The organism is Sphaerochaeta sp. UBA5836 (genome assembly GCF_002432845.1).
In the GTDB taxonomy this organism is placed as follows: domain Bacteria; phylum Spirochaetota; class Spirochaetia; order Sphaerochaetales; family Sphaerochaetaceae; genus Sphaerochaeta.
Genome location: NZ_DJGW01000094.1, coordinates 1 through 21,005, shown reverse-complemented (window position 1 = coordinate 21,005; position 21,005 = coordinate 1). Strand labels below are relative to the sequence as shown.

The following is a 21,005-nucleotide window of genomic DNA, read 5'->3' as shown; positions in this document are numbered from 1 at the left end:
CAAGCCCTTTGCCCTACAAAGAGGCGCTCAGGTCGTATTTGCTTCACATCAAGCTTCCAGTACAAAGGTGACCGGTCCGTCATTCGTATACGAAACATCCATATGCGCTCCAAAGCGTCCGCCGGCCACAACAAAACCCATCGAACGGAAAAGATCCAAGGCGGCCTCATACAAGACCTCTGCCTCCTTGGGATCTGCCGCATCATCATACGAAGGGCGATTCCCCTTATGCAGGTTTGCCAGCAAAGTGAACTGGCTTACCACCAACAGCTGCCCCCCAACCTCACCCAAGGCCTTGTTCATCTTACCCGCATCATCGGCAAAGACGCGAAGCTTGACAATTTTTTGGCACAACCACGTGAGGTTTTGATACGAATCTCCCTTTCCAATCCCAAGGTACACCAACAAGCCGTGCTCGATGCTGCCCACTACCTCTTGATCAACGGCAACTTGAGCCCGACGTACCCGTTGGATTACCGCTTTCATGCCTTTGCTTGTTCCATCATCGCCCGAACAAAAGCAGGACGATCTTGTTCGCAAAAAAATGCACTGCCGCAGACTGCAACATCGGCACCCAGCTTTGCAATGGTTGCAACTGTTGACAGGTTGATGCCCCCGTCTACGCTGATCAAATATTTGTATCCCTCCTTCTCTCTGATTGAAGCCAGCTCACCGATCTTCTCAAGCGTAGAGGGAATAAGGCTCTGTCCGCCGAATCCGGGATTCACCGTCATGATGAGGATCAGGTCAACCATATCCAGGATGGGAAGGATTGACGAAACAGACGAAGACGGGATGAGGGAAACACCTGCTTTGCATCCGCAGTCCCTGATCATTTGCAGGGTTCTGTGCAGGTGTACGGTAGCTTCTGCATGGACTGTGATGTAATTACTGCCGCTCTGCGCAAAATGGGTGATAAAACGCTCAGGTTCATCAACCATCAGGTGTGTATCGAACACCAAGTCGGAATGAGGGCGCAAGTCCTTGATGAATTTGGGACCGAAGGTGATATTGGGCACAAACCTGCCATCCATGACATCGAGATGAACCCACTGCGCACCACTTGCTTTGATACTTTCCACTTCCTCGGCAGTACGGGAAAAATCAGAGGAAAGCATGCTTGGTGCGATGATGAGAGAAGTTTTTTCCATACTCCAGTTATAGCAGGTAGAAAGAGGTTTTGCAATGTCATTTATCGCAATAATACTATATATTTGTTAATATGTTTTAGGCCTTTCTGAAAATCAATTGCTAGTTTTTTCAAAGCGTGGTATAGTGAACACAGTAGCTTGTGATGACAAACCCGAGCAGACTATGACCCGGTCTGCCCGGTTTCTTTTACGTCTGAGAATATGGATAAATATAGTTGGAGGAAGCCATGGGATTCCATGAGATTGAGAACTTACTGAAAGAAGAGCAGTGGACAAGAACTACGGTGCAAACCTATACGGTCAACAGCTTTCAGACTCTTGATGAACAAATCAAGGAGTTGGATGAGGAGCAGAAGACCGAGGTAAAAAACCTATGTGACAAGCACCTCGCTGAGCGAGAGCGCAACAGTATCATTGCAATGTACCTCAGTGGTTCCATTCAATTGGAACGAAAAGGTGCGGATGACTATCTCCAGCTTCTCAATCTCATTGAGATGTTCATGGAGAACAAGAAGTGGAATGTCGTTGAGATGCTCTGCAACAAGATTTTGAGCCGCAGTGAAAACAAGCATGCCCTTCGCCTGCTCTCTTCCTGCTATGAACAGACCGGCAGGGAGGATGAGAAGTTCGCCATGTGGGAACGATTGGTCAAGGTCGATTATGAGGAGGTGGACATCGTCCGCTCCCTTGCCGTTCATGCGAACCAGAAGGGATTCAAGGACAAGGCGATTGGGTTCTACAAGAAAGCCGTGCATCGCTTGATAAAGCGCAAGGACGTTTCTTCAATCCGCAGTCTGTTTCTCGCCATGCTCGAGCTTGAAGGAGAAAATTTCGGCTACTTCATGTCGGTGGCGGACCAAGTGGCACTCATCAGCAAAAGTACCGCAATCGCCTTGTTGCGTGATCTTGAGCTTGCAAACAAGGAAGACATCGATCGCCAGATCGAATGCCAGAAGAAAATGTTGTTTCTCGACCGCGAGGATTCCTTTGCCCGTGAGAATCTGATCAGAAGCTATAAAACCAAGTACAAGACCCATTCCAGATTGAAGAATTGTCTGGAAAGCAGCGCCCTGACCAGCAATTTCACCCGGGATGTGCTGCACAGCATCGAAGATTTTGAGACGAACATCGCTTTTGACAAGGGTACCTTTGTCTTTCAAAACAGCACCAACCGCATCGGCCGCATCAGATCCATCGATGAGAATGATGTAATTGTCGATTTTGCCGGCCAGAGTACCAAGGAGGGATCAAGGCTATCCACCTCCATGGCTTTCAAGAGTCTGCAGGCCCTGCCCAAGAGTCATATCTGGGTTCTCAAGAGCGTCCTCCCCCGTGAGAAGCTTAATAAGAAAGTACAAGAAGACGTTACCTGGACGTTGAACACCCTGATGTCCAGCAATGGCGGAAAAATCAGTCTCAAGGAGATGAAGAATGAGTTGGTTCCTTCCATCCTTGATGCCAAGGAGTGGACTCCCTGGCTCAATCAAGCCAAGAAAGAACTGATGAACAATCCTCTTTTCGATCTTTCTAACAATGAGACTGACACATATTTGCTTCGGTCCACTCCCGTCAGTTACGAGGAGAAGCAGCTCTCTGTCTTCAGAGGAGAGAAAGACTTCTATGATAAGATCAAGAGCCTTAAGGATTTCATCGCAAGCAAGGGTGATGTTGAAAGCGACTTCTTTTTCGAGATGGTCAAATACTTCAGGGATATTTTCCTTGAGGAGAATGGATCCCCAAAGCCGATCGTAACGGCCACCGACATCACTTTCAGCTCCTTCCTGTTGCTTGAAGACTTGGTGAAGAAACAGAACATGAATTTTATAAACATGCCTGAAAGCCTGACATTTTCCCTGCTCTATGAGAGAGCCGACAATATCGAGACTTGTTTTGCCGCCATCAAGGATTCCGAGCTGAAGAAGAGCTTCATCGACCATGTAGTGGAGGAAATCGACAATTGGCCGAAGGTTTTGGTACAGTTGTTCCCCTATTACCTGACCGGTTACATCCCAGATATCTTCAGACAAAACAAAAAGACCAATGATTTTGTGAAAGTCTATAAGGATGCCGTCGAGAATTTCAAGGAGAAAGGCAACACCCTGCTCTATCTGTTGAAGAATGGCGAACCGAAGTTATGGGCCAAGGCCGGGATCAGCGAAGAACAGTTGCTCTTCACCAAACTGCAAATGCTCGACTATACCAATCGTTGCATCGACAACAGGAAGGATGTGCAGGAGAACCGCAAGAACGCAAAAACCTTGATGGGATTGCTCTTCGATGAGAATGACATTTTCAAGTACATCGAGCAAGGAAAGGAAGAAAACGCGCAAAAAATTTACAGTCTTGTGGCAAACGTGTTCGACCTGCCCGGGGGCAAGAAGATCGAGATCAAGCATGCCATCAGTGAGAAGTTTCCGTCCTTCAAGTTCTTTGATGAGGTGATGCCCATCGATAAGGAATCGGTTGTTCCCACCGGGCTCTTCTGCACAGCAGCTTCCTTGGAAGCCAAGAAGAAGGAGCTGGAGCACATCCAGCATGTAGAACTGCCGGAAGTCGCCCGTGAGATTGGAATGGCTCGTGAGATGGGAGACCTTCGGGAGAACAGCGAGTATAAGTACGGCAAGGAGAAGCAAAGCCTTTTGAACAACACGCTTCGCCGCCTTGCGGAAGAAATTGACCGGGCAACCGTCATCACCAAGGACAAAGTCGACCCTGACAAAATCGGCTTCGGCACCAAGGTTGTTCTGTTCGACCACATAAAGGAGCAGGAGGTAGTCTATACCATCATGGGTCCTTGGGAGTCGAACCCCGATGAGAACATCATCAATCTCTCGGCTCCGTTTGGAAGAGCGCTGCTCAACCATCAGAAAGGAGAACGCTTTGCGTTTGTGCTCAACGAGCAGAACTACGATTTCACCGTCAAGGAACTCACTGTTTTGGACTTTTAAGTGAAGCAAGGCCCCGGTTGCAAAAAAGACTGGGGCCTTCGTATTGTCCATGGTAGTATGATTGCATGCAAAACCGTTATCCAATCGATGCCGATCAGATATTGCCGGAGTATCCCCGCCCGCAAATGGTACGCTCCTCCTACTTCTCCCTCAATGGCATTTGGGAGTGTGCCATCGCCGACGACCCGAGCCTTCCCGACCTCTATCCATATTCAATCGTAGTGCCCTTCTCCCCGGAAACCAAACTTTCCGGATTGGAGAAGCGTGTCGGAGTCGACCAGACCATAAGTTACCGACGGACGTTCACCATCCCCCTTGATAGCGGGAAACGAACCATTTTGCACTTCGAGGCGGTGGATCACTTCTGTATCGTATATCTTAATGGGATGTGCATCGGCAGCCACCGGGGCGGATACCTTCCCTTTTCATTTGATATCAGCGACGCGGTCAAACAGGAAAATGAGCTGATCGTCCAAGTTCAGGATCCTTGTGACAGTCAAAGCATCATCCGAGGAAAACAAGCTCGAACGGCTAGTGGAATTTTCTACAGCGGACAAAGCGGAATATACCAGAGTGTTTGGCTGGAACAGGTGAGCCAGCACTATATCAAGCGTTTGATTATTGCAAGCAACCTCGAGCAGCGGTGCTGGCATGTAACCGTAGAAGCCGACGAGGACGGCTTGGAAGTCGTGATTTCCTACCTCGACGGGAAAAGAAAGGTCAAGGGCCTGAGCGGCCAAAGACTCCATTGCCAAGTCGACGAGGTGCATCCCTGGCTTCCTGAAGACCCCTATCTCTACCCTTTCACCGTAACCCTTGGTGAGGATGTAGTAGAGAGTTATGTAGGAATCCGCAGCTTCTGTGTCGAGGACGGGAAGTTGTGCCTGAATGGCAAGCCCTACTACCATCACGGCATTCTCGACCAGGGTTACTGGCCGTACAGCCTCTACACCCCTCCCACCGACCAGGCCATGATCGACGATCTCTTGCTGATCAAGAAGCTTGGTTTCAACATGGTTCGCAAGCATGCCAAAGTGGAAAACCTGCGCTGGTACCATCACTGTGACCGGCTCGGCCTGCTTGTTTGGCAGGATATGGTAAGCGGGGGAAGAAAGCCGTTCCAGCCGATCATGAGCGGTCCTCTCTTTCTCAAAGGATTTTCCGTCCCCGATTCTTGCTACACGCTGCTCGGCAGTCAGGATGAACAGTATCGCAAGGATTTTGAGGAACAATTGACGCAGATGATTCAAACCTTGTCCAACTGTACGAGCATCGCGATGTGGGTGATTTTCAATGAAGGTTGGGGGCAATTCGACACACAACGCATGCTGAGCCTGGTCCAGTCGCTGGACGGCAGCCGTACCATCGATCCAACAAGCGGATGGTATGACCAGAAAATCGGCAGCTTCAGTTCGCGACATGTCTACTTCAAAGCCTATCGGCACACCCCCGACCCTTTGGGCAGGGTGGTCATCCTCTCTGAGTTCGGCGGGTATGCCTATCGGGAGGACGGACACGATGACCAAACAAAAATCTTCGGCTACAAAAAATTCACCGACCGCAAAACATTCGCTGACGCTTTCTTCGACCTGTACGCCGACCAGGTGGTGCCGGCAAAGAAAAAAGGACTTGCAGCTTCCGTGTACACTCAGTTTTCCGATGTACAGCAGGAACTCAACGGACTGGTGACATTCGACCGGCTCTCAGTCAAGGTTGATGAGGTTGTCGCCCTGCAGGTCGCCGCCCTTCTTCTTGGTACGCAAGAGTGAAAACAAGGGAATCCGCGCAGCTTTGTAGGAGAGCAGGAGAATGCAGAGAGCTGCAACTCCGATAAGAACAAGATAGGCCAGATTTGCAAGATTTGAACCACGCTCATGCCAGGTCAATCCGAGGTTGTGGTAGAAAACGCAGAATGCCAGAATCGGGACATTGGCAAGAATGATTGTGAAAAGACCTTTGAATAACTGTGCATCCTTTGTCAATGGGTAGAGGTCCCTGAGGAGGAAGAGCAGGACGCATACACCAATGGTGTAGGAGATTCCGTTTGCAAGCGGAAGGGAAACGATGTCCAAGCCAAGTTTGAGGAATATCCACATCAAGACGATATCGAGCAGGTTCTGCAAGAATACGATGCGAGTCATCAGTGCATGGCGGTTGGCACTGTACCCGAGTCGCAATAAAAGGGCGTACCAAGCGCTGAATACCATGAAAACCAGATACGGCCTGAGTACCAAGGCAGTCAGGTGTGCATCCTCCAACGTATAGTTTCCGGTCTGCAGCACCACACTGACGCTCTCCCGGCTGAGAAAGAACAGGAGTATGGAACTGGGGAGCAACAGTGCCAGCAAGCTGAGCAGTGCGTTGCGGGTATAGGTTCTCAATGCAGGCACATCGTGTGCTGCAGATGCCCTGCTCATCAAAGGCAGGCTCACTGCAGCGATTGCATTGAAGAAAATGCCATACGGTGTCTGGTAGAAAATCGTGGAATTGCTGAAAGCCGTCACACTCCCCTCGCTCAAATGCGAGGCGAACAGGAAACTCACCATCTGGGTGACAATCTGCATCCCCATGCCCAACGAAACCAATGCCCATGCACCAAAAACCTCCTTGAAGGGGGCGTTCCGGGTCCGCAGGGTCGGTTTGAACCGATACCCGTATCGCCTGACCATCAAGTAGGAGTAACTGCCTTGCAACAGCCCTCCGGCAAGCACAGAATACGCCATGCTCATCGCTTGGAAACGCTCTGACAAAAACCATACCCCGAATATGACGCACAGGGAAAAAAACAAGGGAGAGAGGTAGGCATGCAAAAAATTCTGATGCGCTTGCAGGACCCCGTTGAATATGGAAGCCAGGCTGATGGTGGCGAGATAGACCATGAAGAATGGCAGCAATTGTCCACCCAATCGGATTTGATCGGCATCGAAGTCGCTGAGAAACGCGATCAAGGGCTCTCCATAGCAGTATGAGACCACCACCAGGGGGATGAGCAGTATGCTCTGGAACGTGCACAAGAGGGCAAAGAGATGGAATGAGCGTTGCTTCTCGTTTCGGCCCAACAGCGATGAAAATGCAGGGATCAGGGCGGCATTGACTGTGCCTTCGGCAAAGAGCTTGCGAAAGTTGTTGGGGATGTTGAAGGTGAAGTTGATCACATCGGCAACGCCGGTGGCGCCGAATACCGAGCCGATCACCCGTGCCTTGACAATGCCCAGCAGCCTGCTGAGCAAGGTGCAGACCATGATCAACAGGCTGTTTCTTGCTGTCCTGCTACTTTGTGTAGAATCGTGCAAGGTAGTCTCTCTTGAAGGATGCAAATCTGTTCTCCCTGATGGCCTGCCTGACTTGCTGCATGAGGCGGTAGAAATACGTGAGGTTGTGCTGGGTTGCAAGCATGCCCCCGAGCATCTCACCGGTCTTGACCATATGGTGCATGTATGCCCGGCTGTACTGGGTACATGCGCGGCAGGTACATCCCTCCTCGATGGGACGTTGGTCGAACTTATGGATCGCCTTTTTCAGCGTCACCACCCCATCATCGGTAAATACGGCACCGTTGCGGGCCATCCTGGTCGCCAGGACGCAGTCGAACATATCGATGCCGTTCTCAACAGCCTCCAGGATGTAGTCGGGGCTTCCGATGCCCATCACATACCTGGGCTTGTCACGGGTGACCAAATCCGCAGTGTACTGCAGATAGTGTACGAACTGCTCTGCAGTCTCCCCTACGCTGAGGCCTCCGATTGCAATACCGGGGAAGTCCATCTCGTTGAAGAACTCTGCACTCTGTTTTCGCAAGTCCTCATAAAAATTGCCCTGCACGATGCCGAACAAATTCCCCTTGAATGCTTCACCCAAAAGAAGCCGATGTTCCCACGCCCGTTTCGCCCAGGCATGGGTGATATGCATTGCTTCGGTCGCGGCACGGTGGTCGATCTGTGGCGGAGTGCATACATCCAGGCACATGGCTATGTCTGAGCCGATGATTTTTTGGGTGTCGACGACACTTTCGGGCGTGAATATATGCTTCGATCCATCAACATGGCTCTGGAAGGTCACCCCCTTCTCCCCGATCTTCCTGAGCCCTGAAAGGCTGAATACCTGAAAGCCTCCACTGTCGGTCAACAGGTTTCCGCTCCAGTTGGAGAAGGAGTGCAACCCTCCGAATTGGGAAAGAACCTCGAGTCCAGGACGCAAATACAGGTGGTAGGTATTGCCGAGAATCAAATTGTACCCGATTTTTTCGACATCTTCATGAAACATGCCCTTGACCGTACCATTGGTACCGACAGGCATGAAAACAGGGGTTTCCACCTGACCGTGGCCGAGCGTCAAGAGACCGAGACGGGCTTTACTGGTGGTATCCTGGTGCAACTGCTGAAATATCTTCATTGGTATCCTCTATCGTATAGCGACTCGTTCCGCCAGTGCTATGCATACTATCACAATCATGGGGATTGCCATACCCCAAAACGGGCCGATCACCGCTTGCTTTGCCATGATCAAGGTCACCATTTGCACGACATAATAGATGACCGCCAGGCCAAGGCTGGTGATGATGGAGAACAGCAGCACATTTTTCTTGTATTTGTAGCTGATGGCACAGGCGATGAACAGCATCACCAAGGGAGTCAGAGACTCCATGAGCCGTTTGGCAAAATCGGTGGCGAGTTCAGGATACCGATTGGGGTCCAGCTCCTTGATTCTGGCAAGGTAGTGCATGGCTGTCCTTAATTCCATGGTCTTGATGTCGTTGGAAAGGTTTCTGAAGTACGATGGCTGAAGCGTGAAACTCGGTACATACATCGTAGGGTTCTCGGTTTGGTTGACTACCATGGTTGCAGTGTCTATCTCCTGCTCTCGCACCTGTTCCAATCTCCAAATGCCCTGTTCCTCCTCCCAATATGCCCATACAGCATCGATTCGGGTCTTCAGCGAGCCATTTTCATCGATAAGAACCAGCATTACCTGGGCCAGACGCTTCTCCTTTTCACTGTATTGAAGGGCATGAACCACATAGGAACCCTCCGGGTCACGCAAGGTGATGTTTCGATTATCGTAGGTGCTGCGTAGTCCAAACAGCGAGTCTTCCAAAGCTTCCCGCTCTTTGCTGAGCGGTATGTGGACATACTCGGAAAAGAAGAATTGCATCCCTGAAAATACCAGGCCGAGTGCCAGGATGGGGACGACGATTCTTCGGTATGAGTGACCGCTGCCCAAAAGGCAGATCATTTCGTTGTTGGCTTGCATCTGTGATAGAAAGAACGATGCCGAGAACAACAATGAAGGTCCGAGGGCGAAGAGAACAGCCTCCGGGGCATAAAGCAGGGTGAGTTTTGCTATTACCGGATAGGAGATGCTGCGGGTAAGGTAGGAGTCGAGATTTGCGAACAAGTCAACGCTGAGCAGCATCAGTGTGCAGAGCAGCAAGGTTGCAAAAGCGACCATGGTGATACTGCTGATGATGTGTCGGTCTATCAGCTTCATAGGCGCCTCGCATGCAGCAAAAGCACAAGGCCGCTGATGAACATGATGAGGTTCGGTGACCAGATCAGGATGGCCGGTGTAATGGAAAGCGAGAATATTTGCATCTGTGCGAAGAACAACAGGTACCAGTACAGGACTGCAACCAGCATGGATAAGCCGAATCCTATGAGCCGTCCATGCTTGACGCGGAAGAAGGAGAGCGAGAAGGTAAGAAAAACAAGCATGAAACAAGCAGCACTGAGTGCATACTTTTTGTGCAGTTCAGCCCGGTAATATTGGTAATAGAAATTGATCGGCTTTTGCGCTTTGAGCTGTTTCAGCTCCTCCTGCACTTTTTCCATCTGCGAGACATCCACGTTTGCATCAGTTTTTGTCTCTTCAAGCAAGAGAGAAAGCGAGAGCTCGAGTGTCCTGATCTTCTCTTCATACCGTTTTTTTTCTTCAAGAAATGCAGCCTTGTGTATCTCGATATTCTGTTGCAGTTCCTTGATGGAAAGCTGGGAAGGCAAAGCCGATGCAATACTGGCAATCTGATTGGAGAAATTCAGGTAGAACTGGGCAGATTCGGCTTTTGAGAGAGCCCAACCCTGGTTCGATTCGCTTTTCAGGATTATCGGTTCATCCAGCTTGAGCTGGTAGATGAAGGACTGCAGGTCATACAGGGAGACCTCCGCCTTTGGCGAACTGATGATTTGTCCTTCCCTGGATGATGAGGTTTCGAAGAGAACAACGTCATGTACAATATTTCCCTCCACCTGCTTGTTGACCATCACGGTATCGGCAATGGTATTGGTGCTGTTCGCCCGAAGTTCGAGGGTGGGAAGGTCGCGCATCAGGTCGGTGTAGAGCTCACGATACTTCTTGGTGCTCCAAGGAAGGGCTTTATCGGCGGTAAGAAATGTCAAAAGGGAAAACACCAGGGAGATGACAATGATCGGGAAGAATACATGTTTGAGGGAGATGCCGCTGCTTCGGATCGCCAAGATTTCATTATTTCCCGAGAGGTCGCCGATGACCATGCTGCTGGCAGTCAACGAGCTGAACGGAAAGGTGTACAAAAGAAATTGGGGAATGGAGAGCAACACCAGCTGAAACACCGCAAGATAATCTACTTGCTTGAGCAGGATCCTTTGGGCGATCAAGAGAATCTGGTTGATGAAAAAAATGAAAAAGAAGAAAAAGAACGCCACGACAAAAGAGAGCACATACTCTCTTCCAACGTGGCGATATACAAGTGAAAAACGAGCGGATGAAGCCAAAGCTATACTCCCGTCGAACCAAAACCTCCACTTCCCCGCTCTGTTGCATCCAAGCTGATCGTTTCAGTGAAGGAAGCTTGTTCACATCGTGCGATGATCATCTGGGCGATACGATCGCCGTGATGAATGCGTACGTCCTGCTTTCCATGGTTGATAAGAAGTACACAGACTTCACCACGGTAATCAGCATCGATCGTGCCGGGACTGTTCAGCACAGTCAAGCCATGCTTGGCAGCCAGCCCGCTTCGCGGTCTCACCTGAGCCTCGTACCCGGTCGGCAGCTGAATGCTCAGGCCTGTGGGGATCATGGCATGGCAGCCGCTGCAAATCACCACATCTTCATCAAGGCAGGCGGAAAGGTCGGCACCGGCGCTGCTTGCAGTCCCATAGACCGGAAGCAGTGCTTCCGGTCGTAGCTTGACTACAGGCACCGTAATCGAAACAATTTCCATCTTACTTCGACTTTGCCTCGATGGCATCGATGTAGCTGAGGTTCAGACGGTTCTGACGGTCAATCTCAATGAGCTTCACCGGAACAACCTGGCCTACTTTCAGTACATCCTCTACATTCTGCACACGGGTCTTCGCAAGCTTGGAAATATGACAAAGTCCTTCCTTGCCAGGCAGGATTTCAATAAAGGCACCGAAGTCCATGATCCGCTTCACGGTTCCCTCATAAATACGGCCGACTTCCGGTTCCTCAACGATTGACTTGACCAGTTCCTTCGCCAACTGGGCGGAAGCATTGTTCCTGCCATAGATGGTGATGGTTCCGTCATCTGCAATATTGACCTCGGCACCGCTCTGGCTGGCGATGGCCTTGATCGTCTTTCCACCGGTTCCGATGACAGCTCCAATCTTCTCTTCATCCACCTTCATGGTAAGGATTTTGGGAGCATATTCGCTGATTTCCTTACGAGAAGTGGCCAGAGCTCCTTCCATAATGGAAAGAATGTGCATTCTGCCCTGCTTGGCCTGCTCAAGAGCTTTCTTCATGATTTCAGGGGTTACTCCTGCAATCTTGATGTCCATCTGGAAAGCGGTGATGCCGTCACGGCTGCCTGCAACCTTGAAGTCCATGTCGCCGAGGTGGTCTTCTTCACCCAGGATATCGCTGAGAACGACATACTTGGAGTAATCTGCACCTTCGGTGATAAGACCCATGGCAATACCTGCCACCGGCTTCTTGATGGGAACACCTGCATCCATCAGGGAGAGACAACCACCGCAAACCGATGCCATGGAGGAGGATCCGTTGGATTCCAAGATCTCACTGACTACCCGAATGGTATAGGGGAAGGACTCCTTGGTGGGAACGATTGCTTCCAGTGCACGCTGGGCCAAGTGACCGTGACCGATTTCACGCCTTCCGGTACTCAGCCTTCCACACTCACCGACACTGTACGGAGGAAAGTTGTAATGCAGCATGAAGGAGCTGTAACTCTTCTCACCATCGATGGTATCGAACATCTGCTCGTCACTTGCGGTACCGAGGGTGGTTACTGCCAATGCCTGAGTCTCTCCACGGGTGAATAGAGCGGAACCATGGGTTCTTTCCAGTACCCCTACCTCGCAGCTGATGGGCCTGATCTGATCGACTTTGCGTCCGTCGGTTCTCTTGCCGTCGTTGAGGATCGAGGAACGAAGAATTTCGTACTCAAGGTCCTCGAACAGGGTTGCGAGCTGACCATCGCGCTTGGAATCCTCATCGATCAGGTCTTGGAACTTCTCCCGTACTTCAGCCTGAACCTTGGCAAGAGCGGCATAGCGTTCCATTTTTCCTTTTACGAAAGAGGCTTCCTTGATCAAGGGATACGCATAGTGGCGAACCGGCTCGATCCAGGAGAGATCGACAGTGGGGGTCAGGACAGGGAGTTTTTCCTTGCCTGCAATCTTGCGAAGCTCAAGCTGGGCATCGCAGAGCTTGGTGATGAACGGTTGTGCGGCGGCAATTGCTGCAAGCATCACTTCCTCGCTCACTTCCTTCGCTCCGCCTTCAACCATGGTAATACCATCGCGTGTACCAGCTACGACGATGTCCAGGGTTGCACGCTCAATCTGGCTGAAGGTAGGGTTGACAACATAAGCACCATCCACCATGGAGATGCGAACTGCAGCAATGGGCCCGTTGAAGGGAATGTCACTGATGGTAACCGCAGCGCTGGCAGCATTGATGGCAATGATGTCAGGGGTGTTGTTCATATCGGAGGAGACGACGGTGGGAACCACCTGGATCTCACGGCCGAACGCCTTGTCAAAGAGAGGGCGCATCGGGCGGTCGATGAGGCGGCTAACCAATATTTCCTTGTCCTTGGGGCGGGCTTCCCGCTTGAGGAACCCACCGGGGATTTTGCCGGCGGCATAGTATTTCTCATTATATTCAACGCTTAAGGGGACATAATCCAGAGCTTCATTCGGCTCTTTCCCGCAGCATACAGTTGCAATAACGGCACTACCCTCATAATGGGCATACACGGTACCACTGGTCTGTTTGGCGATTTTTCCGGTTTCAAACACCAGATCGGAATCTCCTATCCGTACAGATACTTTTTTTACTTCCATCTTCTTGTTCCTTTCTTTGTTCTTTACGTTCTTTCTTAGACACTATTGAAATAAAATAGCTCCAACGGCCTGAAAAGCCATCGGAGCTATTCATACATTTTTACGAATGCAACACCACGACTACTTTCTCAGGCCGAGTTCGGCAATCAGAGAACGGTAGGCTTCGATATCGGTATTCCTCAAATACTTGAGCAACCGTCTGCGCTGACCGACCATCAGAAGCAAGCCTCTGGTTCCTGCATGGTCCTTCGGATTCTTCTTGAAGTGCGGCTGCAGGTCATTGATGCGGGCGGTAAGCAGGGCAATCTGAGCCTTGGTCGAACCGGTGTTCTTCTCATCACCGCCAAACTTGGCAATGATCTCTTGTTTCTGTTCCTTGGAAATCATGAAATACTCCCCTTAGCCTGAAAGCTAAGTCTTTTTGTACGAACAGCAAGCCAATCCCACATCGCTTTTGCCGGTACTATCAACAAGTCATCCTCACCAAGGTGTGCATGAACCTCTACGACAGACCCGTCTGAAAGCGAAAGCAAGGCATCATACACACCGGCCGGAGGCAACAGTTGCATGAAGGATGCAGTTCTGTACAGCAAGCCTTCTTCAGTGAACTTAGAGGGATACGCCACTAAATCCAATTCATAAGGCCTGCCGAGCATACTTTGGACCTCTTCCAAAGCGCCCTCAAGAAGTTTTTTACGCACCATGGTGCTTGAGGTGATTTCTCCATCTGCATTCAATACAAACGGGGGAATCTCAACATATGCGCCAGGCGACAATCGGGATAGATATTCCTGCAGCTGAACAGGTCCGGCACTTGAAGCCGGGGCACCGCAGCGGAAATCCTCACCGACAACCATCACTTTGACTTGGCAAAACGCACAAACCAAAGTGAGGAACTCCTCAGCTGTGAGTTTACTGAAATCAGCAGAAAAGTCAATGACAACAAGGTGATCAACCCCGATATTTTCAAGTAATTCCTCAATTTGGGCATCACTTGCCAGCTTGGAATGGTAGGGTTGGGATTTCATAAGCATCTTTGGATTCTTATTGAAGGTAATTACCATGCTTTGATAGTCCTGGACTTTGGCAAGTTCGACACAACGCTTGATGATTGCCTGATGGCCTCTGTGTAGCCCATCGAACACGCCGATGCATACAGACATGTTCTGCTGCCACAGTACGGGATGAGCTGAAAGATGCATGAAATCGTATCGTTTCACCCTACTATCTCCTTGCGATATGGATGGATTTGAGCAATAATCCGTCCTTCTTTCATATCTGCAACGGCCCGAAGCACTCCATCTGTGCTATACAGGGCGCCATAGGTTTCCTCATCACTTTGGCGAATCACCTTGACAGCGCGAGGAAAAGAACCATTTGCAAGGCGGAAGAGCTCCTGCTCATCCTCTACTTCAAAGATACTCACCGATGCTACACGTTTCAACAATGCATCGGTTCGCCCCATCGAGGCAAGAAGGCTTTCCCTCTGTTTGGCGTCCACCGCCTCACTGAGGTGGAACGGACCGATTGCGGTGCGCGTAAGGCCGACAAGATGAGCCCGGCTGCCTGCTGCCAAGCCTAAATCGCGGGCCAGTGAACGAATATAGGTGCCTTTCGATACATGGATGTCGGCAACAAGTATTCCCTGTTCATAAGAAACCGGTTCAAAGCTGTAGACGGTGATGGGACGCTTGGCCATCTGCACCTCATGGCCCCTGCGGGCCAGATCGCTCGCCCTTTTCCCGTTGATATGCAGCGCACTGTACTGTGGGGGTTGTTGCTCGAGGCTGCCGATGAAAGAGGGAATCGACTTCTGTATCCGCTCATACCCGGGAACATCGGCGACGGCGATGACTTGTCCCTCCGGATCGAGGGTGTCGGTCTCCGAGCCGAAGGCAATCTGTGCCCGATATGTCTTGTCCATTGAGGAGAACAACACATTCAATCTCGTCATGCTTCCCGTCAAAACTATCAAGAGTCCCTGGGCAAACTTATCAAGCGTACCGGCGTGGCCCACTTTGGCTTCGATGGTACGCTTGATATCATTGAGGGACGAAAAACTGGTAATGCCAGGTTTCTTGTTGATGAGAAGAATGCTAGCGTTTGTTCCCATCTTCCACCAGTGTATCAATCAGGGCATTGATTTTCTGCCCCTCCTTGAGGGAGACATCGGCCTTGAACGTCAATACCGGGGTATTCCTGGTCTTCAGAAAGGCCCCTACCCGTTTTTGGATGAATCCACTTGCCTTTTGCAGGGCTTCAACACTTGCCTGCAAAGAATCATCATCCAGGACACTCGAGATATAGACGGTGGCAAATGCATTATCCACCGAAAGTTGCACCCTGCTGACCGAGCACAAGGTGCTCACCATGGGAGACTTGATCTCCCCGGTGACGATCAGCGTGCTGATCGCCTCGGAGAGTCTTGCTTCTATGCGTTTCTGACTGTATTCACTCATATTCTTTCATTGCTCTCCAGCTTGCGGGCTATTTCCTCGGTTTCGACAACCTCAAGAATATCACCTACATGCAGGTCGTTGAAGTTCTCAAGACCAACGCCACATTCGAAGCCTTCAGCTACTTCCTTGGCATCGTCCTTGAAACGCTTCAAGCTCGAAATCCTGATCATCTCGCTGTTGATCTGGATGGAATCACGGATGACCCTGACCAGACTGTTGCGCTTGATCTTGCCCTTGGTAACCATACAACCGGCAATGGTTCCCACCTTGGGTACCTTGAAGGTGTCGCGGACCTCAACGGTTCCAATCTCAACCTCCCGTACTTCAGGACTCAGCATGCCTTCCATTGCCAAGCGGATATCATCCACCACATCATAGATGATGTTGTACTTGCGGATCTCAATCTTTTCCTGGTCGGCCAAAGCCTGTGCACGGGGCGTAGGCCTTACGTTGAAACCGATGATCAATGCATCAGAGGCGCTGGCCAAGGTGACATCACTCTCGATGATTGCACCGGCGCTTGCACGGATGACATTGAGGTGGATCTCTTCATTGGAAAGTTTCTCAAGAGAACCCTGCAACGCTTCGACGGAACCCTGGACGTCACCCTTGATGATGACGTTGAACTCCTGTATGGCTCCTTCCTTGATCTTCGAATAGAGGTTGTCAAGGGTGACCTTCTTCACATTGCGGCTGTCTCCCAGGCGTTCCAGTTCCTGTCGTTTTGCACCAACCTGACGGGCCTGACGCTCATCTTCGGTTACCTGGAACGGATCGCCGGCGCCGGGGATGTCACTCAAGCCGATGATCTCGACAGGTGTGGACGGACCGGCTTCCTCGATCTTGCGGCCTTTGTCGTCGAACATCGCCCGCACCCTGCCAGGGTATATGCCGGCGACATAGTAGTCGCCCTGCCTCAAGGTTCCCCTCTCGATCAAGACAGAGGCGACAATACCGCGTCCTTGGTCGATTCGACTTTCGATGATCTTGCCTTCAGCCCTGCAATCAGCATTGGCTTTCAGTTCAAGCATCTCGGCTTGAAGTAGAACGGTATCCAGCAGTTCATCGATTCCCTGTTTCTTCAATGCAGAAATCTGGCAATACAACGTCTGGCCGCCCCACTCTTCAGGCATCAATCCGAGATCCGAGAGCTGCTGCATAACGCGCTCAGGTTTTGCCTCGGGAAGGTCGCACTTGTTTATCGCTACAATGATGGGAACATTTGCAGCTCTTGCATGGTCGATGGCTTCACGGGTCTGGGGCATGACACCGTCATTGGCGGCAACCACCAGGATGACGATATCGGTAACCTGTGCACCGCGGGCACGCATCATGGAGAATGCAGCGTGACCAGGAGTATCGAGGAACACCACTTCTCCCTTGCCCGGAAGGTTGACCTTGTATGCACCAATGTGCTGGGTGATTCCTCCGAACTCCCCTTCCGCCACCTTGGTGGAACGGATGGCATCAAGCAGCTTGGTCTTTCCATGGTCAACGTGACCCATGACGGTAACGATGGGGGCGCGATCAACCAAATTCTCTTCACTATCCGGTTCACTGGCGATCAACGTCTCATCGTACAACGAAACAAGATGAACCTTGCAGTTGTACTCACTGCAGATGATTTCAGCAGTCTCGAAGTCGATTTGTTGGTTTATGGTGACCATCATTCCCATCTTGAACAGCTTGGCAATGATTTCACTCGCTTTCAGATTCATTTTCTTGGCAAGGTCACTGACTGTGATGACTTCCATCATATCAATGGTCTTGGGAACGGATGCCAGCTTTGCTGCAGCCTGTTCCTTCCTTCTCTGGATCTGGAATTCCTTCTCTTCCTCGGCATTCCGCTTCTTATAGGAAGCCTGGTCCTTCTTTTTGGTAAAGGTCTTCTTGGGTGTGCGCTGATTCAGCGTGTCCATATCCTGCGATCCGGGAGCTGAGCCGGGTCGTTGACCGGCACCGGGGCGCTGTCCGAAGGGAGGTCTCGCCCCACCTGCACCTTGCCCCCTGAAGCCGCCTTGACCGGCAGGCCTTTGTCCGGGTGCACCGCCGGCAGGACGTCCCTGATACGGAGGCCGACTCTGATAACCACCCTGACGGGGAGGCTGTGTTCCTTGATAAGGAGTTGAAGGACGGGGATTCTGACCCTGATAGCCCTGACCGGAAGGAGCACCCTGGCCCTGATAACGGGGATTTTGTCCCTGATAACCTTGTCCTTGGTAACGGGGATTCTGACCTTGGTAGCCCTGGCCTGAAGGTGCGCCACCTTGGCCTTGATACCGGGGATTCTGTCCCTGATAGCCGGATGCAGGCCTATTGCCCTGATACGGAGGTCTGGTTCCTGGAGCAGGTCTCCCGCCTACCGTACCTGCAATACGCGGTCCACTGGAAGGCACGGGAGCCTGTTGGGCGCTGACACTCTCCGGTCCACGATTTTGCAGTTCGGCGTGGTCCTTGACGGTAAGTCCCTGATTCGGCACCGGCGGAAGATTGGTCGGTCTGATTACAACCGGACCATTATGCAGAGGGGAAGCGGAAAGCTTGTCTGAAGCAGGACGCTGAGTTCTGCGCACACCACCGAGGCGTTGCTGGGTGCCTTGTTTTTCATGAGACTTGGGACTTTCATCCACTTTGGGTGTTTCAACAACACTTTCCGATTCAACCTGCTCAGAGTCACTCTTGGGTTGGGGCTTGACCACAACCACTTTCTTTTTTACCACCACCACCCGGCGTTTTTCCGTAACTTTGGGTTTTGTATCTTGTTCCTTGGCGGGGCTCTTGTTCTCTTCCTTCTGCCCTGAGGGAGTTACTACATGTTTGATCAACGTTGCTTTAGGCTTATTATTCTCTTCCGTCATTATTTCCTCTTGGATGGTTTTACTCTACCTCAAATGCCAGACCTGTTCCACAGCTGGGGCACACGGTCATATCCATGGTGATGGAGCCACCGCAATTGGGGCAGACATATTCGGTCTCTCCATCTTCTTCGTTCTCAACGATATCGACATACTCGTTGATTGTGTCCTTGATCGCAATGATCTCCTCTTCACTCAGGTCGCCGAATCCGGCCAGCTCCTCATCACTGAGGTTGATGAACTCTTCAACACTATATACATCGTGGAATTGAAGCTTTCTGAGCAGCATGGAATCAAGGGGAAGTTCAGAAAGTGCAATCTCGTCCTCATCGACAAAGCCCGCGACTTCCGACTCAACGGCAACTTCACGCTCCTCAAACTCCGACTGGGCAATCTGCGGCTCAAACATGGGCTCATCGGTACTGAAGATGCTTTCAGCCCTGGATCTGGCTTCCTTTGCGATATCCATCTCATCGAACTGGGCTTGTGTTTTTACATCAATCATCCAGTCAACCAGCTTGTTTGCCAATCGGACATTAAGACCTTGTTTTCCAATTGCCAGGGAGAGCTGACTATCCTCGACAATGGCTACTGCATGATAAATATTCTTGTCGATTATCACGACATCCTTGACCTGGGCTGGTGACAGGGCATTGCGGATATAGTTGGCAGGATTCGTGTCATAGCGCAGAATATCGATCTTCTCTCCCTCGATCTCGCTCATGATAGTCTGAATTCGATTTCCCTTCAACCCGACACAAGCTCCAACCGGATCAATATCGTCGTTGCGGCTGGCAACGGCCACCTTTGTCCGATACCCGGCCTCTCGAACAATCTTGATGATGTCGATCTGGTTCTGTGCAATTTCAGGAACCTCGACTTCAAAAAGCTTGCGAATCAACTCAGGGCTGGTTCTGGAGAGAACAACACGAAGTCCGCGTTCAGCTTTCTCAACCTTTTCGACATAGCATTTGATCTTGTCATTGCTGCCATAACTTTCACGGCTGGATTGGTTTCGTCTGGGAAGCAACCCTTCGGTTGTGCCTATATCCACATAGATATCACCGTTGGGAAGCTGACGGCGATAGTATCCGATGATCAGCTGGCCTTCCTTGGCCTTGTACTCACTGTACAGCGTATCCTTCTGGATGTCTCTGAAGCTCTGATGGGCGCGTTGCTTGGCGCTTTGGACGCTGATGCGGTCAAACTCTTTGAGATCCACCGGAATAAGCAGTTCGTCGCCGATCTCACACTCCTCATGGATCTCCTTGGCTTCACTGAGAGGAATCTCAGTAACTTCATTATACCAATTATCGTCATCCACAATCTTCCTGCGGCTGGATAGCTCGACCGTCATGTAGTCGTCGCTGAACTCAATGACTGCATTCTCATCGGTACCGAATTTACGCTTATACGCTGCGCGAAGTATGTCCTCGATGGTGCTGATGACCAGCTCTTCGGAAATGTTCTTTTCCGCTACCATACTCCGGATAGCGTCACCTATTTCAGTTGCCATGTGAATCGTCCTCCCATCTATAGTCAAGCTTCGCCTTCTGAATATCAGCATAAGCTACAGACATAGTCTCAATCATCTCTTTTGCATCCTCGATATATACCTGGGTGAGCTGTACAGACGTTGTGTCGGCCTGTGCTATGATTCCACTGACCCACGCATCCTTGCTCGTATCATATACTCTTACTCGCTTGCCCGTAAACAAGCTGAACTCATATACGTCCTTGAAGTTGCGCTGCAGACCAGGTGTACTCACTTCAAGTTGCAAATCGCGTTCACCGAGCTGCAACTCCATGCGGGGATAGACAAGACGGTACACCTTTGCACAGTGGTCGACGCTCACCTCATCATCTTTTGCGAGTATCACCATGGTAACGGCGACGTTTTTTCCCCGTTCAACCCGATTGATGTCCACCAGAGCGATTCCCATCGCATTGAGCAGTGGCTCATACTCCATGAACAAATTTGTTTTTTGTATTCCTGTTGCTAACATACCATTCCTAAAAATTCATAAAAAAGGGATGCGCCAACCGGCGATCCCCCAATAATCAAACACATCCTGATTAGCATAGTAAGCACTTGCTTGATGTTTGTCAACCGAACAACCATGGAAGATTGCCTTAAGACAAAGGTCTAAAAAAAGATACACAAGGAAGAGAATGTCGAATATACTAACGTTGTGCGGATCCTTGCCGATTGAGAATATTGCTCTTGGAGGTGTTAGGTGGCGCATTTGAATCGAAAGAGAACGGTGCATTCGATGTCTATACG

Annotated in this window: 18 protein-coding genes; 2 read left to right on the top strand and 16 right to left on the bottom strand. The window is 50.7% G+C overall.

The features are described 5' to 3' along the window. Window positions 1–48: 48 nt before the first annotated feature. Window positions 49–486: a D-aminoacyl-tRNA deacylase gene (gene dtd / locus B3F49_RS08775; RefSeq protein ID WP_293893818.1), complete on the bottom strand. Its 438-nt coding sequence runs from the start codon at window positions 484–486 to the stop codon at window positions 49–51. After that, window positions 483–1,151, bottom strand: a complete 669-nt coding sequence (rpe, locus tag B3F49_RS08770; RefSeq protein WP_293910485.1) for a ribulose-phosphate 3-epimerase — start codon at window positions 1,149–1,151, stop codon at window positions 483–485. The genes dtd and rpe overlap by 4 nt, the downstream gene beginning before the upstream one ends. Before the next feature lie 227 nt (window positions 1,152–1,378). Here rpe and greA point away from each other — a divergent pair, with 227 nt between their 5' ends. Further along, a complete protein-coding gene (greA, locus tag B3F49_RS08765) occupies window positions 1,379–4,099 on the top strand; it encodes a transcription elongation factor GreA (RefSeq protein WP_293910483.1) in 2,721 nt (906 codons plus the stop codon). 65 nt (window positions 4,100–4,164) lie between these two features. After that, complete coding sequence (locus B3F49_RS08760; RefSeq protein ID WP_293910481.1) at window positions 4,165–5,868, top strand: glycoside hydrolase family 2 protein; 1,704 nt, start codon at window positions 4,165–4,167, stop codon at window positions 5,866–5,868. On the opposite strand, the gene murJ is transcribed toward B3F49_RS08760, so the two are convergent. The 14 genes from murJ to B3F49_RS08690 form a co-directional block, all read right to left on the bottom strand. Beyond that, window positions 5,803–7,392, bottom strand: coding sequence for a murein biosynthesis integral membrane protein MurJ (gene murJ / locus B3F49_RS08755; protein ID WP_293910479.1), 1,590 nt, complete (start codon window positions 7,390–7,392; stop codon window positions 5,803–5,805). The genes B3F49_RS08760 and murJ overlap by 66 nt on opposite strands. Beyond that, entirely contained in the window at window positions 7,370–8,491 is a 1,122-nt protein-coding gene (tgt, locus tag B3F49_RS08750; protein WP_293910477.1) for a tRNA guanosine(34) transglycosylase Tgt, read from the bottom strand. The genes murJ and tgt overlap by 23 nt, the downstream gene beginning before the upstream one ends. A 9-nt stretch (window positions 8,492–8,500) precedes the next feature. After that, on the bottom strand, window positions 8,501–9,586 hold the full coding sequence (locus tag B3F49_RS08745) for an LptF/LptG family permease (protein WP_293895099.1): 1,086 nt from the start codon (window positions 9,584–9,586) through the stop codon (window positions 8,501–8,503). Beyond that, window positions 9,583–10,845 carry an LptF/LptG family permease gene (locus B3F49_RS08740; RefSeq protein ID WP_293910475.1) on the bottom strand — a complete coding sequence of 421 codons (1,263 nt, stop codon included), beginning with the start codon at window positions 10,843–10,845 and terminating at the stop codon, window positions 9,583–9,585. The genes B3F49_RS08745 and B3F49_RS08740 overlap by 4 nt, the downstream gene beginning before the upstream one ends. Window positions 10,846–10,847: 2 nt before the next feature. Continuing rightward, entirely contained in the window at window positions 10,848–11,297 is a 450-nt protein-coding gene (gene dut / locus B3F49_RS08735) for a dUTP diphosphatase (RefSeq protein WP_293910473.1), read from the bottom strand. A gap of 1 nt (window position 11,298) precedes the next feature. Then, window positions 11,299–13,407, bottom strand: coding sequence for a polyribonucleotide nucleotidyltransferase (gene pnp / locus B3F49_RS08730; protein ID WP_293910471.1), 2,109 nt, complete (start codon window positions 13,405–13,407; stop codon window positions 11,299–11,301). 120 nt (window positions 13,408–13,527) lie between these two features. Then, entirely contained in the window at window positions 13,528–13,794 is a 267-nt protein-coding gene (gene rpsO, locus B3F49_RS08725; protein ID WP_293895091.1) for a 30S ribosomal protein S15, read from the bottom strand. Continuing rightward, window positions 13,791–14,570 carry an FAD synthetase family protein gene (locus B3F49_RS08720; RefSeq protein WP_293895089.1) on the bottom strand — a complete coding sequence of 260 codons (780 nt, stop codon included), beginning with the start codon at window positions 14,568–14,570 and terminating at the stop codon, window positions 13,791–13,793. The genes rpsO and B3F49_RS08720 overlap by 4 nt, the downstream gene beginning before the upstream one ends. A 53-nt stretch (window positions 14,571–14,623) precedes the next feature. Next, window positions 14,624–15,520 (bottom strand): tRNA pseudouridine(55) synthase TruB, encoded by an 897-nt coding sequence (gene truB, locus B3F49_RS08715; RefSeq protein WP_293910469.1) that lies wholly within the window; start codon window positions 15,518–15,520, stop codon window positions 14,624–14,626. Beyond that, window positions 15,504–15,866 carry a 30S ribosome-binding factor RbfA gene (rbfA, locus tag B3F49_RS08710; protein WP_293895085.1) on the bottom strand — a complete coding sequence of 121 codons (363 nt, stop codon included), beginning with the start codon at window positions 15,864–15,866 and terminating at the stop codon, window positions 15,504–15,506. The genes truB and rbfA overlap by 17 nt, the downstream gene beginning before the upstream one ends. Beyond that, on the bottom strand, window positions 15,863–18,724 hold the full coding sequence (gene infB, locus B3F49_RS08705) for a translation initiation factor IF-2 (RefSeq protein WP_293895082.1): 2,862 nt from the start codon (window positions 18,722–18,724) through the stop codon (window positions 15,863–15,865). Before infB ends, rbfA begins: the two co-directional genes overlap by 4 nt. A 19-nt stretch (window positions 18,725–18,743) precedes the next feature. Then, window positions 18,744–20,237: a transcription termination factor NusA gene (gene nusA / locus B3F49_RS08700; RefSeq protein WP_293910467.1), complete on the bottom strand. Its 1,494-nt coding sequence runs from the start codon at window positions 20,235–20,237 to the stop codon at window positions 18,744–18,746. Beyond that, on the bottom strand, window positions 20,227–20,691 hold the full coding sequence (locus B3F49_RS08695) for a ribosome assembly cofactor RimP (RefSeq protein WP_293910465.1): 465 nt from the start codon (window positions 20,689–20,691) through the stop codon (window positions 20,227–20,229). Before B3F49_RS08695 ends, nusA begins: the two co-directional genes overlap by 11 nt. A 51-nt stretch (window positions 20,692–20,742) precedes the next feature. Further along, window positions 20,743–21,005, bottom strand: a 263-nt coding sequence (locus B3F49_RS08690) for a hypothetical protein (protein ID WP_293910463.1), incomplete at its 5' end; no start/stop codon positions are given.